At 33.4% G+C, this 15,623-nt stretch carries 15 protein-coding genes; 9 read left to right on the top strand and 6 right to left on the bottom strand.

Translation table 11 applies throughout. The features are described from left to right. The first annotated feature begins 10 nt into the window (after positions 1 to 10). Positions 11 to 289 (top strand): F0F1 ATP synthase subunit epsilon, encoded by a 279-nt coding sequence (locus tag B2989_RS01665; protein ID WP_099568195.1) that lies wholly within the window; start codon positions 11 to 13, stop codon positions 287 to 289. 71 nt (positions 290 to 360) lie between these two features. On the opposite strand, the gene B2989_RS01660 is transcribed toward B2989_RS01665, so the two are convergent. Further along, positions 361 to 801 (bottom strand): LexA family protein, encoded by a 441-nt coding sequence (locus tag B2989_RS01660; RefSeq protein ID WP_292943200.1) that lies wholly within the window; start codon positions 799 to 801, stop codon positions 361 to 363. A 380-nt stretch (positions 802 to 1,181) separates the two neighbouring features. Between B2989_RS01660 and B2989_RS01655 the strand changes: the two genes are divergently transcribed. Together B2989_RS01655 and B2989_RS01650 are read left to right on the top strand one after the other, a co-directional pair. Beyond that, on the top strand, positions 1,182 to 1,757 hold the full coding sequence (locus B2989_RS01655) for a hypothetical protein (RefSeq protein ID WP_292943197.1): 576 nt from the start codon (positions 1,182 to 1,184) through the stop codon (positions 1,755 to 1,757). Between the two features lie 8 nt (positions 1,758 to 1,765). Continuing rightward, positions 1,766 to 3,184: a flotillin family protein gene (locus B2989_RS01650; RefSeq protein ID WP_292943194.1), complete on the top strand. Its 1,419-nt coding sequence runs from the start codon at positions 1,766 to 1,768 to the stop codon at positions 3,182 to 3,184. A gap of 57 nt (positions 3,185 to 3,241) precedes the next feature. Here the strand turns inward: B2989_RS01650 and B2989_RS01645 are convergent, their stop codons facing one another. The 3 genes from B2989_RS01645 to B2989_RS01640 are packed head-to-tail and all read right to left on the bottom strand — an operon-like array spanning position 3,242 to position 3,958. Continuing rightward, on the bottom strand, positions 3,242 to 3,448 hold the full coding sequence (locus tag B2989_RS01645; protein WP_292943191.1) for a helix-turn-helix domain-containing protein: 207 nt from the start codon (positions 3,446 to 3,448) through the stop codon (positions 3,242 to 3,244). A gap of 3 nt (positions 3,449 to 3,451) precedes the next feature. Then, positions 3,452 to 3,565 (bottom strand): DUF2975 domain-containing protein, encoded by a 114-nt coding sequence (locus B2989_RS15370; protein ID WP_414692206.1) that lies wholly within the window; start codon positions 3,563 to 3,565, stop codon positions 3,452 to 3,454. A gap of 21 nt (positions 3,566 to 3,586) precedes the next feature. Further along, positions 3,587 to 3,958 (bottom strand): hypothetical protein, encoded by a 372-nt coding sequence (locus B2989_RS01640; protein ID WP_292943188.1) that lies wholly within the window; start codon positions 3,956 to 3,958, stop codon positions 3,587 to 3,589. A 148-nt stretch (positions 3,959 to 4,106) separates the two neighbouring features. Here B2989_RS01640 and B2989_RS01635 point away from each other — a divergent pair, with 148 nt between their 5' ends. Continuing rightward, positions 4,107 to 4,520 (top strand): putative signal transducing protein, encoded by a 414-nt coding sequence (locus B2989_RS01635; RefSeq protein ID WP_292943185.1) that lies wholly within the window; start codon positions 4,107 to 4,109, stop codon positions 4,518 to 4,520. Positions 4,521 to 4,531: 11 nt separating this feature from the next. After that, entirely contained in the window at positions 4,532 to 5,059 is a 528-nt protein-coding gene (locus tag B2989_RS01630; RefSeq protein ID WP_292943182.1) for a hypothetical protein, read from the top strand. On the opposite strand, the gene B2989_RS01625 is transcribed toward B2989_RS01630, so the two are convergent. Next, positions 5,056 to 6,561, bottom strand: a complete 1,506-nt coding sequence (locus B2989_RS01625; protein ID WP_292943179.1) for a PLP-dependent aminotransferase family protein — start codon at positions 6,559 to 6,561, stop codon at positions 5,056 to 5,058. The genes B2989_RS01630 and B2989_RS01625 overlap by 4 nt on opposite strands. 77 nt (positions 6,562 to 6,638) lie before the next feature. Here B2989_RS01625 and B2989_RS01620 point away from each other — a divergent pair, with 77 nt between their 5' ends. The 3 genes from B2989_RS01620 (at position 6,639) to B2989_RS01610 (ending at position 9,893) form a co-directional block, all read left to right on the top strand. Continuing rightward, complete coding sequence (locus B2989_RS01620; protein ID WP_292943176.1) at positions 6,639 to 8,459, top strand: TonB-dependent receptor plug domain-containing protein; 1,821 nt, start codon at positions 6,639 to 6,641, stop codon at positions 8,457 to 8,459. A 68-nt stretch (positions 8,460 to 8,527) separates the two neighbouring features. Then, positions 8,528 to 9,397 (top strand): cupin-like domain-containing protein, encoded by an 870-nt coding sequence (locus B2989_RS01615; RefSeq protein WP_292943173.1) that lies wholly within the window; start codon positions 8,528 to 8,530, stop codon positions 9,395 to 9,397. Position 9,398: 1 nt separating this feature from the next. After that, complete coding sequence (locus tag B2989_RS01610; RefSeq protein WP_292943170.1) at positions 9,399 to 9,893, top strand: DUF6646 family protein; 495 nt, start codon at positions 9,399 to 9,401, stop codon at positions 9,891 to 9,893. Positions 9,894 to 9,955: 62 nt separating this feature from the next. Here the strand turns inward: B2989_RS01610 and B2989_RS01605 are convergent, their stop codons facing one another. Next, complete coding sequence (locus B2989_RS01605; RefSeq protein WP_292943167.1) at positions 9,956 to 10,429, bottom strand: regulatory protein RecX; 474 nt, start codon at positions 10,427 to 10,429, stop codon at positions 9,956 to 9,958. Between the two features lie 105 nt (positions 10,430 to 10,534). Here B2989_RS01605 and B2989_RS01600 point away from each other — a divergent pair, with 105 nt between their 5' ends. After that, positions 10,535 to 15,529, top strand: coding sequence for a choice-of-anchor D domain-containing protein (locus B2989_RS01600; RefSeq protein WP_292943165.1), 4,995 nt, complete (start codon positions 10,535 to 10,537; stop codon positions 15,527 to 15,529). Positions 15,530 to 15,623 lie beyond the last annotated feature (94 nt).

Genomic DNA, 15,623 nt, shown 5'->3' with positions numbered 1-15,623 from the left:
AATTAAAAACATGCATTTAGAAATTGTATCACCAGAAGCAACATTATTTAAAGGAGAAGTAACTAGCGTTACTGTTCCTGGAGTAAATGGTGACTTTGAGATGTTAAACAATCACGCACCAGTGGTGTCTTTATTAAAAGAAGGAACCGTTAAAATAGCTGGTAATATTGTACTAGATAAAGAAGTAGCAGATCGCTTTACAACAGGTGATAAAAACACAACTTTATTAAAAATAAACTCTGGTACACTTGAAATGAATGGAAACAAAGTAATAATATTGGCTGACTAATATTATTAAATCATAATAAAAAACGCGAAACATATGTTTCGCGTTTTTTTTGTTTTATACCTAAAAAAGAATTATACCTTTTTAATCACATTTGTAACTATTCCCCAAATTAAAAAATTATTATCCTCTGTAATTTTAATAATTGGATAATTGGGGTTTTCTGGTTGCAACCACACTTCATCTTTAGAGACTCTTAAACGTTTTACTGTAAATTCACCATCTAAAAAACAAACTGCAATTTTATTGTTAGAAGGCTCTAAACTACGATCAATAACCAATAAATCGTTATCATCTAATCCAGCTCCTATCATAGATTGACCACTTACTTTAGCATAAAAAGTAGCCTCTTTATTTTTTACAAGTTCTTCGTCTAATGATAAACGATGCTCTTTAAAATCCTCTGCAGGAGAAGGAAAACCTGCCGAAATTCCAGTATCAAAAAATTGTCCAGCTGCATTGTCTACAGCATCTGGTGTAAAGAAGGTTAAGCTTCCTGATTTATGTTTTATCATAACTGTTATTCTATTAGATATCTGCTTACTCGTTAAGGATTGAGCGGTCTGTCTGAGCTTCTCGCAGAGAGCAAGTAGCGAAAGCCTGACCCTTTGGGTAACGCCCTAAAAAATTAAGTTAGTAACGTATTTAATTCCTGTTTTTAAAGATAGGCATTACAGCACATAACCTACAACATTATTTTGCTACAATTACAATTTTATACATACCTAATTATTAATAAACCAAAATTTAACCAAAATAAAAATAACTGATTATTTTAATTATTGTAACAAAAATAAAGTTTTGGCTACCTATAGTTAAGAAGTTGAAATGTGGACCTTTAAATTTTGCCTAACAATTTCAAACACACTATATTCAATGTTTAAAACTAAAAATTATGTTAGAGTGGTTTAATGCCTTAGCGTGGTTTCCAAAAGTATTTTGGATGATCGCAATAATAGCTTCGTTTATTTTTATTGTTACCATTATCATGTCTTTTGCTGGTGGAGATACGGAAGATTTTGGAGATGTGAACGCAGATATTGATGGCGATACAGGCATTGGGTTTCAATTTATAACTTTTAAAAACCTTGTTGGTTTTTTTACCATTTTTGGTTGGTCAGGAATTGCATGCATCGACGCAGGATTATCTCAAACACTTACTATAATTATTGCAATAGGTTGCGGTTTAGTAATGATGGCAATAATGGCTGCCATGTTTTATTCTATGCGAAAACTTAGTGATAGCGGTACTTTAGATTATAACAATGCCTTGAACCAAATTGGAGAAGTCTATTTAACGGTTGGCGCCAACCGATCTAAAATAGGAAAAGCACATGTTAGAATACAAGGTGCTTTACGCGAATTAGAAGCTCTAACAGATAATCCGTCAGACTTAAAAACAGGAACTGTAATAAAGGTCAAAGAAGTGACTTCCAACGGAATATTAATTATTGAAAAACTGAACAACTAAATAAACCTATGACTTTACAAATCACCCAAGACTCCTTAAATTTAGGATTCCCGGTAGCTATTATTGCTGCTGTACTATTTATTTTCTTATTTTTTATTGTTTTAATAAGACGTTACAAACGCTGTCCTTCTGACCGTATACTTGTGGTTTATGGTAAAGTTGGAGGTGGACAATCTGCCAAATGTATACATGGTGGTGCTGCCTTTATTTTACCAGTAATACAAGATTATCAATTTTTAGATTTAACACCAATATCAATTGAGGTTAATCTAGTCAACGCTCTATCAAAACAAAACATCCGTGTTAATGTACCCTCAAGATTTACTATTGGTGTGTCTACAGAGCCAGGTATTATGCAAAATGCTGCCGAACGTTTATTAGGATTAAACCAAGATAATATACAAGAATTGGCACAAGAAATAATTTTTGGTCAACTGCGTTTAGTTGTTGCTTCTATGGATATTGAAGAAATTAATAGTGATAGAGATAAATTTTTAACTAATATTTCTGAAAGTGTTGAGTCTGAATTAAAGAAAGTAGGTCTTAAACTTATTAACGTTAACATTACGGATATTGTTGATGAGTCTGGTTATATTGAGGCTTTAGGAAAAGAAGCAGCCGCACATGCCATAAATGCTGCACGTAAATCTGTAGCCGAAAAAAACAGAGATGGATCCATTGGAGAAGCTAATGCTGTACAAGACGAAAGAACGCAAGTTGCAGCAGCTAATGCACAAGCTGTAGAAGGAGAAAATACCGCTAAAATAGCAGTAGCAAACTCAGACTCTTTACGTCGTCAACGTGAAGCTGAAGCTGGACGTGTCGCTGTAGCATCAGAGAAAGTACAAACTGCCAAAGCGCTAGAAGAATCTTATGCTGCTGAGCAAGTTGCAGAATCTGCTAGAGCGGAGCGCGAGCGATCATCTCAAATGGCAGATATTATTGTCCCTGCTGAAATTGATAAACGTAAAGTTGAAATTGATGCCGAAGCTAGAGCTGAAAATATTAGAAGAATTGCAAAAGGGGAAGCGGATGCTATTTTATTTAAGGCACAAGCCGAAGCACAAGGTCAATTTGAAATTTTAACCAAGCAAGCTGCGGGTATGGAACAAATTGTAAAGGCTGCAGGAAACAACTCTAAAGACGCTGTACTATTACTAATTGCTGATAAGTTACCAGAATTAGTTAAAACGCAAGCAGAAGCTATTAAAAATATTAAAATTGACAAGGTTACGGTTTGGGAGAATGGCGGAAGTGGTGACGATGGAAAATCGTCTACTGCTAACTTCTTATCTGGAATGTACAAATCTGTCCCACCTTTACAAGACATGTTTAATATGGCCGGAATGGACTTACCAGAATATTTAAAAGGAAAAGATAAACCAAGTATTGAAGAAGCTACAATAGAGGATAGTAAGACCGAATAACTTTACTATTAAATTATAAATAAAAAACCTCACCGATTTTATATCAGTGAGGTTTTTTTAGTCTTCAATATATTCTAAAATATCTGCAGGCTGGCAGTCTAATGCTTTACAAATAGCTTCCAAAGTAGAAAAACGTATAGCTTTAGCTTTACCTGTTTTAAGTATGGATAGATTAGCTGTGGTTATACCAACAATTTCAGCCAACTCGTTACTTTTCATGTTTCGCTTTTCTAGCATTATGTCAAGATTTACTATTATGGACATAGGCTATATAGTTAAATCGTTTTCTTGTTTTGTATACTTAGCGACCTTAAACACTTCACTTAGCACCATAAAAAATAACCCAAAACAAAGCATTATTAAAAAAGAACTAAAACCAATTTCAAGTTCTACTTTCTGTTTTTACAAAATTTTATAAATAAAAGTTGGAACACCTTGTAAAAAAGCAGCGACCACTAACCAAATACCAATGTTATTTAGATTGTAAATTACAACATTGTCAAATAAATTAACTTTAGTAAAATACCTCAACACCTTTTTAAATAAAAACACACAATACATTAAAATTAAATAAGAGCACATTAAGGTTATTAAAATAGCTTTGCTTAGACCATCAAAACTTGTAACCTCAATATTATTTATTTTAATAGGAAACCCTTCCAAACTATTATCAAATATTACAAAGCCAATAAAAATAAATAACACAGGAATTAATGGAAGTGAGATTATCCAAAAAAAGTCTACTATAACTTTTAAAATACTTAATTTTTTCATTATTATTATCGTTTAACAATAACAAATATAATAAAATTATCGAAAAACAATAATAATATTTATAAAATAGATTATTCTTTACTTTAATTTCATTTTAAAAATGAAACAACACGTCGTATATTTAACAAAAACATCAAATCAATAGTCTATGTCTCAAACCTTTAAAACTATAGCTAAATTCCAGTACTCATCAGAAGCCCAAATAATAAAGGGAAGGTTAGAGTCTGAAGGTATTGAAGTCTTTTTAAGTGACAATATTACTATTGACACAGACCCATTGGTTAGCAATGCAATAGGTGGTGTTAAATTAAAAGTTTTGGCTACAGATGCTATGCAAGCACAGCACATATTAGAGAGTATTAATAAATACTCTATTGATGATGAAGGCAAAGCAATACACTGTCCAAATTGTAATAGTACAGAAGTACAATTGTTTTCTACAATTACAAGTTTAAAATCTTTTTTCGCATTTATATTCGGGTTTATCTCTGGTACACTTCCCTTCTATTCAAAAGATAAATACAGATGTGCTAATTGTAACACGGAATTTGATATTAAATAGATTTTTTTTAAATGAAATATACCGTAGACTACATTAAAAAAGTACCAATATGGAAAACCATCCTTGGTATTACAATTGCAATACTGTGTTTGTACATTGTATTTTCAGGTCTTATATATGGCATTGTACCTATAGCATTTAGCATTTTATTATTACAAACGGAGGGCTGTCAAATAGATTTAAAATCAAATACCTACAGAAAAACTTACTCCATTTTAGGTCTTAACTTTGGTAAATGGCTACCGCTTCCAAAAATAGATTATGTTTCTGTTTTTTCAACTAACTTAACCACAGCGGTTTGGGTTAGCACAGCATCCACAAACATTACAGAAAACATTTATGCTATCAATCTTTTTTGCACAAATAATAAAAAAATTGAAGCTAGCACTACACAAAATAAAAAAGAAGCCTTTAACCTTGCCTTACTACTTGCAGATGCCTTAAACGCCAACATGCTTGATGCAACCAAAGCAGGCGACTTTAAGTGGATGGATAAAAAGCAGTACAAAGATCATGGTACAAAAGTTTATACAGATTAATTAATCGATGGATGCCTTAGCGCCTCAAAACAACGCTTTAAAATATTAACAATGGTTTCAATTTCAGTCTCGTTTAAATGCCCAAAACCAAAACGTATAGCACAAACCGTTTTGCTTTGATACAATATGGTTTTTGGTAAAAATAAATCGTACGTTTTTGCTTTTTCAGCTAATTTTATAAGTGATATACGAGGCTTAAAATTTATCCAAACCGCTAAACCTCCTGTAGGAACTTGCCAAGTAGCATCATCTTTAAAATGAGTCATTAAACAAGCACATAAATAATCACGTCGTTGCTTGTAAATAGTTATGTTTTTTTTAATTAACCTATGTATTTCGCCTTCAGATATTAATTCTGTCAGGATTTGCTTCTGAATTAAATCGCCTTGTTTGTCCAGAATTTGTAGGTAATTTTTAGCTTCATTTATAATGTTTTCTGGAGCCACTACAAACCCTATTTGAAAACTAGGAAAAAAAGACTGCCCTAAACGCCCTAAGTATATAACCACACCTTCTACATCTGCACTAGCCATAGGTAACATTGCTGATCCTTCAAACTGAAAGTCGTAATCAAAATCATCTTCAATTATAGCAAAATTATAGGCTTTAGCTAATTGCAATAATTTTAAACGTCGCTCTGCTGTCAATGTCACTGTTGTTGGATATTGTCTATGTGCACACACATACACGCATCTAATACTATTTTTAGTAAAGTTTTTTTCGATAAAATCCACATCAATACCATGTGCATCTACAGGAATAGTAATTAAATTTGCACCTGCTTGCTGAAAAATCATATTAGATTTATAATGACTTAAATTACCAACAAGCACAACATCTTTTTGCTGTATTAATAGTTGAGAAATGATATATAAACTCATTTCTGTACTACGTGTACTTACAATATTATTAGGCTTGATATAAAAACCTCGCGTCGCGTTTAGATAATTACACAACTGAATATTAAAAGTTGTGTAGGATTGCTCTTGGGTTTGATTCCATTTAGATATTAAGGAAGTGCGCTTCATGGAAGCACTATACCATTTAGAAAATTGATAAGTTGGATGCAATCTTAAATCAGGTTGCCCATCGTTAACCACATAATTACTAACTGAAAACTCTTCAGTTGACGCCAAATTAAAAGACGACTGAAACCTAAATCCAGCAACCTCTGGATACGTTTTTAATTGCTCCACACCTTGCAAAACACCTTTTATAGTTGCAGTCTTACGTTCTGGCATTAAAACAAAAGTACCTTTATTAGCTATAATATCCACCCAACCTTGTGAGGCTAACTCGTCATAAACAGCAACAGCAGTGTTTCTATTTATACTAAATAAGTTACTAAATTTTCGTGTTCCTGGTAATGCTGTTCCTTCTTGTAAATAACCACGTTGGATAGCATTTATCATTTGTTGTGCTATCTGAATATAAATCGAAGTGTTTGGCGATTTTTCAAAATGAATTAACGTTTGTAATATATCTTCAACCGGACTACTCATTGTTTTAAAACTGGACTACTTTAGTGATCCGGAAAGTTACGAATTTTGCATCGCAAAAAATGCGAATATATTTTATTATGAAATTTACTTACTTATTTACTTTAATTGGGCTATTATCTTTAACATCTTATGCTCAAGATTTAGAGCAACAACAGCAATTAGACTCGGTTATAATTACATCCTCTAGAATTGAGCTTCCTTTTAAGGAAAACTCAAGAACTATTACTGTTATTTCGTCTTCAGACATAAAAAATAGTGCAGCAACCAATGTTGCAGATCTATTACAACAAGTTGCAGGAGTAGACATTAGACGTCGTGGGACTGCTGGTAGTCAAGCCGATTTATATATTAGAGGTGGTGGTTTTGACCAAACATTATTATTAATTGATGGTATAAAAATGGACGATGCACAAACTGGTCACCACACCATGAACGCAGCCTTACCTATTGAGGTTATTGAACGTATCGAGATTATAAAAGGTCCTGCTGCTAGAGTATTTGGTCAAAACGCATTTACAGGAGCAATAAATATTGTAACTAAAACTAATTTAAACAATTCGGTTTCGGCAAATTTAGAAACTGGTTCTTTTGGTCAATTAAATGCAGGTGTTACTGTTGGCACAGAATTGGACAACTCGTCACACATTATTCACGTTGGTAAAATGACATCTGAGGGTTACCGAAACAACTCAGACTACGACAATACTAACTACTTTATAAAAAGTGTATTTAACAAAAAAGCGCAAGCTATAGAGATGATTACAACTTTTTCTGACCGTAAATTTGGAGCAGAAAACTTTTACACGACCAATCCAGCTTTTAATGAATATGAAGAAACTAAAAACAGTTTAATTGGATTTACAACAACTTTTAATACAGAAAAACTTAAAATTAAACCTCGTATTTATTGGAAACGTAACGAAGATTTATTTTTACTAAAACGTGAGGATCCTTCATTTTTTAGAAACCTTCACATTACTGACAAAATGGGAGCAGAAGTAAATGCATCTTATACATCAACAGCTGGTGTTACTGGTTTTGGTGTTGATGTTTCTAAAATATATATTAGAAGTAATAATTTAGGGAATCGTAATCGATTTATGACTAACCTATTTTTAGAACACCAATTTAAATTCCTAGAGGATAAACTAGATATCACTCCAGGAATTGCAGTAACATACTTTTCAGATTTTAAATTTCATGCCTTTCCTGGATTAGATCTTGGCTACCAAGTTAACGACAATATAAAGCTTTACGGAAACATTGGTTATACTTACCGTATCCCAACCTATACAGACCTATTTTATAATGATTTCAGAACCTCTGGAAATGCTAATTTAGAGCCTGAAGAAGCGTTTGCACAAGAGCTTGGTATAAAATACAACACTAATAATTTTTCCGGAACGATAGCTTTATTTAACAGAGATGCAAAAAACCTTATAGATTTTATTAGGCCTAATGCTACTGAAACTATTTATACAGCGACCAATATTGCAGAAGTTAATACCAAAGGGTTTGAAGTAGATGCCTCTTACAATTTTAAAATTTCAGATTATAATCAATCCTTAGCTATTGGATACACCTTTTTAGAAGATGATATTTTAGATCAAAATAAAGAATTATCACGATACTCTTTAAACACTTTAAAGCATCATTACACAACACGCTTAAGCACGCAATTATTTAAAAATGTTAGACAAAACATCGTCTATAAACATGCCGAACGTACAACAGGACAAAGCTATAATGTTTGGGATGCCTCTTTAATTTTAACTGTTAAACAATTAGAGTTTACAGCTACTGCAAGTAATATTTTTGATGCAGATTATATCGAAACTGGTTTTACACCAATGCCTCCAAGTAACGTGTTATTTGGTATGCGTTTTAACTTTAACTAAAGTGTAACACAAACATTTACACTTTTTTTGGTAACGTTTTATTAACTTTGAACCCTAATTTTAAAAATTTGAGTTTAAACCTTCAAGACATACCAAGAGTTAAAACAATAACAAAACAGGAATTTATTAAAAACTATTTTAAGCCTCAAAAACCTGTTGTTATTGAGCAGTTTATAACAGATTGGCCTGCATATTCTAAATGGAATTTAGAGTATATTAAAACAGTTGCTGGAGACAAAACAGTCCCTTTATATGACGACAGACCAGTTGACCATAAAGATGGGTTTAATGAGCCACACGCTAAAATGAAAATGAGTGACTATGTTGATTTGCTTAAACGCGAGCCAACAAAATTTAGAATATTTTTATGGAATATTTTAAAAGAAGTCCCTCAGCTTCAAAAGGATTTTAGCTTTCCAGACTTTGGTTTAAGACTAATGAAGGGATTGCCTATGCTTTTTTTTGGAGGTCGCGACAGCTACACCTTCATGCATTATGATATAGATTTAGCAAATATTTTTCACTTTCATTTTGAAGGCGAAAAACAAGTTATTTTATTTGATCAACAACAAAACAAGCATTTATATAAAGTCCCATTTGCTTTAATTACACGAGAAGATATAGATTTTTCTAATCCAGATTTTGCAAAATGGCCTGCTTTAAAAAATGCTAAAGGTTGGCAATGTCAATTAAACCATGGTGAAGTTTTATACATGCCAGAAGGCTATTGGCATTACATGCGCTACATAACACCAGGTTTTTCCATGAGCCTACGTGCAATAGCCAGAAATCCAAAAAATTTAAGTAAAGCAGTATACAATGTCTTTATAATGCGTAATTTTGACAACTTAATGCGACGTATTAAAGGTCAAAAATGGATTAATTGGAAAAACAATAAAGCCATTGTTAATACAAACAAAAACTTTAAAGCAAATTAAAATGAAAAGAGGATTACTTTTATTAGCTGTATTACTAACTATAGGATTAGTAAACGCTCAGTCTTTTGAAGGAAAAGGCGATCAAAAATTACAAATCGGAGCAAACTTTCAGGATAACGTTAACGGTATTACTGTAACTTACGACTATGGTTTAGGCGAAAACATATCTGTTGGAGTAGTAACTGGTTACGCATTAAACTTAAATAATGGTTTAAGTGCAGATTTTGAAGATCGAGTAGAGATTGAAGGTCGTTTTAATGCTAACTTAGGTAGCGTTTTAAACATTAGTGATAATTTTGATTTATATCCTGGTATTAGCTTAAGTTTAAAAAACTTTGGTGGACATTTAGGAATGCGTTACTTTTTCTCTAGTGGTTTTGGAATATTTTCAGAATTTGGAACAACGTTTGCCAAATACAATTCGGATATTTTAACTCCTGCTGAAAAAATTCATAATCAATTTACCGTAAATGTTGGTGCTGTTTTCAACTTATAGCACTTAAAATTACATCATAAAAAAACCTTTTAGTGTCATACATTAAAAGGTTTTTTTATGTCCTATTTTATCAATTCATTGGCTTTATCATAAACCAAATGATTTTCCCACCCACGATACAATAAATAGTCAATAAGCTTCTTCTTTTTCTTGTATTTGTCGGTCTCTTTTAAAGTTTGTGCTTTTTTTTCGGCTAAATCATTAAAAACTTCGATGTACTCCGCTTCTTCAATTTCTCTAAACGCCTGATTTACATTATATTTGGATATATCCTTTTTCTTTAATTCGAGTAATAGTCGACGACGACCCCATTTTTTGATTCTAAACTTACCTCGAACAAAAGATTTAGCAAAACGTTCTTCATTAAGAAAATTATGGTCCATAAGGTGTACAATTATAATATCTGTTGCTTCAGGTATCATATGCATACTTTTTAGTTTTTGTCTAACCTCTTGGTGACAACGTTCTTGATACGCACAATAATGCTCTAGCTTTTTTTTAGCTTCGTCTACAGTAAAAGTATTAGTAATGTTCATGTGCTAAAAATAACATTATAATAATAAACTTTAAAGATTAAATTAATGGTGCGTTATTATGTTTGTAAAACAACTTAACTAACTGATTGACCAATTTCCCTGATTATGAAAAAAAATCTACTCTCTATATTACTGCTATTTTCAATCACTTTTACTTTTAGTCAAACAACAATTGGCCTGCAAGATTTTGATGGTGGTTTACCCACTTTAAATTACACAAATTCAGCAGGAACAACAATAATTGGCTCAGGGCTTTTCCCTAATACACCAAACTACGTTTCTGCAACTACTGGTTTTGGCATTAATAACACAACGGGAACAATAGAGTTTTCTCCTGTGGACGCTTCAACTTATTCTAATATTGACTTTAGTGTTAGATTAGCATCATTTGCAGGCACTTCAGGTAATGGTGCAGATGGTTCAGATTATGTAATAATTTCCATCAGTACTGATGGTGGGACAACCTACTCCGATGAATTAGAAATTAACGGAAATAACAACGCTAAATGGGGATTTAGTGGCACTAACGCAGGAACAGGTATTGCATCTATTAATTACGATGGAAACAATACTACCACAGTATTTAATCCAGCTACTGGAGGATACAGTATTGCAGATGGTTATAGTTATTTATCAATCACAAATCTACCGAGCTCATCAAATCTTAGAATAAAAATTGAAATGTCTAATAACTCGAATAACGAAACTTGGGTTATAGATGATGTTTTAATAGAAGGAGATGCCCCTACAGGACCAACAATTGTATTAAATCCAACAGCTTTAACAGGATTAGATTATTCCCTTGGAGCAGGTCCATCTACAGAGCAAACGTTTACTGCTGAAGGTTTTTTACTAACCTCCAATTTACTACTTACTGCACCAACTAATTATGAAATTTCAACAACTTCAGGTTCCGGTTTTGGCGCTACAGTAAGCTTAGTTCCAACAACAGGAACAGTCGCTTCTACCACAATTTACACGCGCTTAGCTGCTGGTTTGACAGTTAACACATATACTGGAGATATAACAGCTACAAGCGCATTGGCAACTAATAAAACTGTTGCACTATCTGGAGACGTTTTAGCTCCTTTAGCAGATGTTGTTATTACTGAATTATCTTACAACTCTTCTGGTGGTGATGATGAGTGGATAGAAATATGTAATTTGTCTGGAATCGCGCAAGATTTAAACAGCTATATTGTAGATAACGGAAGTGTATTGTTTACTTTTCCTGCTGCTACAAGTATTGCAGCTGGTACGTGTATTACGGTATCACTAGGTAGTAATGGAGATGGATCATATAATAATGATTGCCCTTTCATGTCAGATTATGGTGTAAGTGCTTCGATTAATAATACAAATAACCTTAATAATACAAGTGAGACTATTGTCCTATACGCTGCAAATGGAACATCTATTGTTGACTCAGTAGTGTTCAACAGTACTGATGGAGCAAATGGTAATGGCTCAACATTACATGTTATTGATGCTACTCTAGATAACTCTAATACTGGTAGTAACTGGCAAGAAGTTGCAACAGGTGGTTCACCTGGAGCAAACACTTTAATTTCTCCTTGTTCTATTCCAGAATTACAGCTAGTTGACACCTCTAATACAGACCAAGCTTGTGGTTACTCTATAGCTTTTGGATCGCAAGCCACAGGATTTAATACAGATATTACTTTTGATATTGATAATGATGGAACTTTAGATTTAGATATCGCTTCCTTAGTACTAAGTGGTACAGACGCAACTAGCTTTAGTATTGTCACACCTGCAACACCTTTTACTGTTACAGCAGGTAGTACGCAAACTGTAACTGTTAGATTTACGCCTACGACCATAGGTGTTAAAAACGCTACACTTACAATAAACAACAATGATGCAGATGAAGGTACTTGTACTATTTTACTACAAGGTACTGGTACTACACCAGAACAAGAGATTAATGTAGAAGGTAATCTGGGAGCCTTTCCAGATATTGCTAATGGAGATATTACACCAAGCAGCTTAGACAATACATTATTTGCTGCTCAAAACATAGGAAACTCTCAAACTAAGTCTTATAGAATTCAAAACATTGGAACAGCTAATTTAGATATTGCCAACATTGCTGTTGGAGGAATTAATCCAGGTGATTTTACCATAAGTTTAAACCCTGCACCTTTTACGGTCACACCAAATCAAAATCCACCAGGTCTTTTTGAAATAACATTTTCGCCTATGGCTTCTGGCACCAGAACTGCTACCATTACAATTACTAATAACGATTTAGACGAGAATCCTTTTACGTTTACAGTACAAGGTAATGGATTATGCAATCCTGGAAGTATAACAATAGTACCAACATCTGGTCCAGAAAACACTATTGTAACAATAACAGGTACAAATTTAACAACAGCAACAGCAACTGTAAGCGGACTAGCTGCTACAGTTAATAATCTATCTGCGACCACAATGGAGGTTACAATTCCTACAGGAGCAACATCAGGAATTATTGAAATCACAGATGATTTAGGTTGTCCTGCAAGTACACCATTTACATTAATTGATAATTCTGGAAGCTGTGGTAGTACTACAGGATTAATGATGACTGAAGTCTATGACAATTCATCAGGATCTTTAGGTTATGTTGAAATTTTTAACGGAACAGGAGCTACTGTCGATTTAACATTATATGAAATTAATCGTTTTGGTACATTAACCAGCACTACCAGTTCACACACTTATACATTCCCAGCCACAGGAACAGGAAGCACAATAGCTGATGGTCAAGTATTAGTAGGAAAGATCAGTACAGACACAGGAAGCGCACATGATTTTATCTTTGGTGGCTCTACAGCAGGATTTAATGACAACGATAGGCTTGAACTTACATTAGTAGCAACAGGCGTTGTTGTGGATGACTTCCATGACACTCTAGTTGGTGCAACAGGTTATGTCTATAGAAGAAATACTGACGTGGTTAGCCCAAATACAGCATTTGATGCTTCCGAATGGACAACAGCAACATCAGGTGACACAAGTAACTTAGGTACGTTTGTAATACTTACTAATACACCTACAATAACCTTACAGCCTCAAGACATAAATAATTGTAACGACGCTATTGTATTTACTACAGCAGCAACACCAGGAAACTCAGGAACGTTAACATATCAATGGTATTATAACGATACGGTTTCTAATGGATGGACTAGTGTAATTAGTTCATCTTTTGCTCCAGGAACAGTCACTGGAGAAACCTCAACCACATTATCAATCGCAGGAGCAGACCTACAAGATTACCAATTTTATTGCGAGGTGACTGAAGATGCATCTTGTAGTACTGCCACAAATGCAGCACGTATAAACGTAGGCACAACAACTTGGACTTTAGGCGCTTGGGACAATGGTACTCCAGACTTAAACACCAAAGTAATCATAAACGATAGTTATGACACTGCAACCTTTGGTAGTTTTAGCGCATGTTCTTTAACTATTAATAGCAATCCTTCTGGAACAGAATTTAGATTAACCGTAAATAATAACACTTACGTGGAAATTGAAAATGACGTTGTTGTTGACGGAGAATTATATATCGAAACACAAGGAAACTTTGTTCAGAATAACGATGCAGCAACATTTACGCTAAATACTGATGGATTATCTTTAGTTAACAAACGTACTACACCACTTAATAGTATTTATGAATACACTTATTGGAGTTCGCCAGTTGAAAATACTACCATTGGACAAGGTTTAGCTTTTGCTAATCCAAGTCGACGCTATGTATTTAATGCTGTTAACTTTTTAGATAATCTAACTGAAATCAATAACACCAATACTTTTACTCCTGGACCAGACGGAATTGATGACGATGGAAATGATTGGGCATTAATACCAGGAAGCACAGTAATGACTCCTGGTGTTGGATACATATCTATGCATTCGCCAATTGGTTTTTCTGTCGGCTCACAATACACTTACACTTTTGAAGGCGCATTTAATACCGGAATTATTACTAGCCCAATTGCTTATAATGGAGCAAATGGAGATGAAGACTGGAATTTAATTGGTAACCCTTATCCATCTGCAATAGATGCTAATGCATTTTTAACTAATAACGCTGCTTCTATACAAGGTGTCGCTTATTTATGGTCACACAATACACCTGCAAATGCAAATGCAAGCGGGAATCAAGGCGCAAATTTTAATAGTAGTGATTACGCCATCATTACAACTGGAAGTGGTAACACAGCAGGAGGAGATGGTATTATACCAACCAGTTATATACCATCTGGTCAAGCCTTTTTTGTACAAGGAGTTGCTAATAGTAGTGTAACGTTTAATAATAGTTTACGTACTGCGGATGCCACAAGTAATGACCAGTTTTTTAGATCTAGTAATACATTAAGCAACAGACTTTGGGTAAACCTAACCTCAGACACAGGTGTGTTTCATCAAATACTAGTAGCTTATGTAAATGGTGCAACAGATGGAAAAGACAGTAAAGCCTATGACGCTAACAAAACACTTTATAATAATAATGCTGCCGAAATATTTACTTCAGTTCCTGGTGATTCTGATAAACTAGCTATACAAGGTAAAGCTCCAGAGAGCTTAACTATAGACGAAGTTATACCTGTAGGATTTAATACAAATATTACAACAGCAACGGTATACACGTTCTCAATAGCACAACTAGAAGGAGACTTTTTATCCAACAACACCGTTTATTTAAAAGACAACTTATTGTCAAGTCTTCATAACTTATCAAATAGCGACTATAATTTCACATCAGAGACAGGCACCTTTAATGATAGGTTTGAAATTGTGTTTAAAGACTCAAGCCTTTCCATTGACGAAGAAACAAGTGTAACACAAAATATTTCGATAATCGAAAACAAAAATAACGATATAACATTTAGCTTAACAAGTCAAAACTTAACCATAAAGTCTATTAAAATATATGATGTTTTAGGTCGATTATTATATGATTTAAAAGGAAACTCTAATACTGAAACTTATAATCTTTCAAACCTAAGTCAAGCTTCCTACATCGCACATATACAATTAAGTGATGGCCAATTAATTTCTAAAAAAGCTATCAAACAGTAATTACAACTTACACTTTATCATAGAAAAAAGAACTTCAACTAATAAAGTTGGAGTTTTTTGTTCTAAAAAAGTTTACAAACTATATTTAGCTTGC

This window comes from Olleya sp. UBA1516 (assembly GCF_002323495.1).
Lineage (GTDB): Bacteria > Bacteroidota > Bacteroidia > Flavobacteriales > Flavobacteriaceae > Olleya.
This window is presented reverse-complemented; position numbering and strand designations above follow the sequence as displayed.

Coding starts and splice junctions, on each gene's coding strand:
- B2989_RS01660 (WP_292943200.1), bottom strand. CDS start 801: ATGATAAAACATAAATCAGGAAGCTTAACCTTCTTTACACCAGATGCT.
- B2989_RS01650 (WP_292943194.1), top strand. CDS start 1,766: ATGACTTTACAAATCACCCAAGACTCCTTAAATTTAGGATTCCCGGTA.
- B2989_RS01605 (WP_292943167.1), bottom strand. CDS start 10,429: ATGAACATTACTAATACTTTTACTGTAGACGAAGCTAAAAAAAAGCTA.
- B2989_RS01635 (WP_292943185.1), top strand. CDS start 4,107: ATGTCTCAAACCTTTAAAACTATAGCTAAATTCCAGTACTCATCAGAA.
- B2989_RS01655 (WP_292943197.1), top strand. CDS start 1,182: ATGTTAGAGTGGTTTAATGCCTTAGCGTGGTTTCCAAAAGTATTTTGG.
- B2989_RS01620 (WP_292943176.1), top strand. CDS start 6,639: ATGAAATTTACTTACTTATTTACTTTAATTGGGCTATTATCTTTAACA.
- B2989_RS01600 (WP_292943165.1), top strand. CDS start 10,535: ATGAAAAAAAATCTACTCTCTATATTACTGCTATTTTCAATCACTTTT.
- B2989_RS01640 (WP_292943188.1), bottom strand. CDS start 3,958: ATGAAAAAATTAAGTATTTTAAAAGTTATAGTAGACTTTTTTTGGATA.
- B2989_RS01665 (WP_099568195.1), top strand. CDS start 11: ATGCATTTAGAAATTGTATCACCAGAAGCAACATTATTTAAAGGAGAA.
- B2989_RS01625 (WP_292943179.1), bottom strand. CDS start 6,561: ATGAGTAGTCCGGTTGAAGATATATTACAAACGTTAATTCATTTTGAA.
- B2989_RS01630 (WP_292943182.1), top strand. CDS start 4,532: ATGAAATATACCGTAGACTACATTAAAAAAGTACCAATATGGAAAACC.
- B2989_RS01610 (WP_292943170.1), top strand. CDS start 9,399: ATGAAAAGAGGATTACTTTTATTAGCTGTATTACTAACTATAGGATTA.
- B2989_RS01645 (WP_292943191.1), bottom strand. CDS start 3,448: ATGTCCATAATAGTAAATCTTGACATAATGCTAGAAAAGCGAAACATG.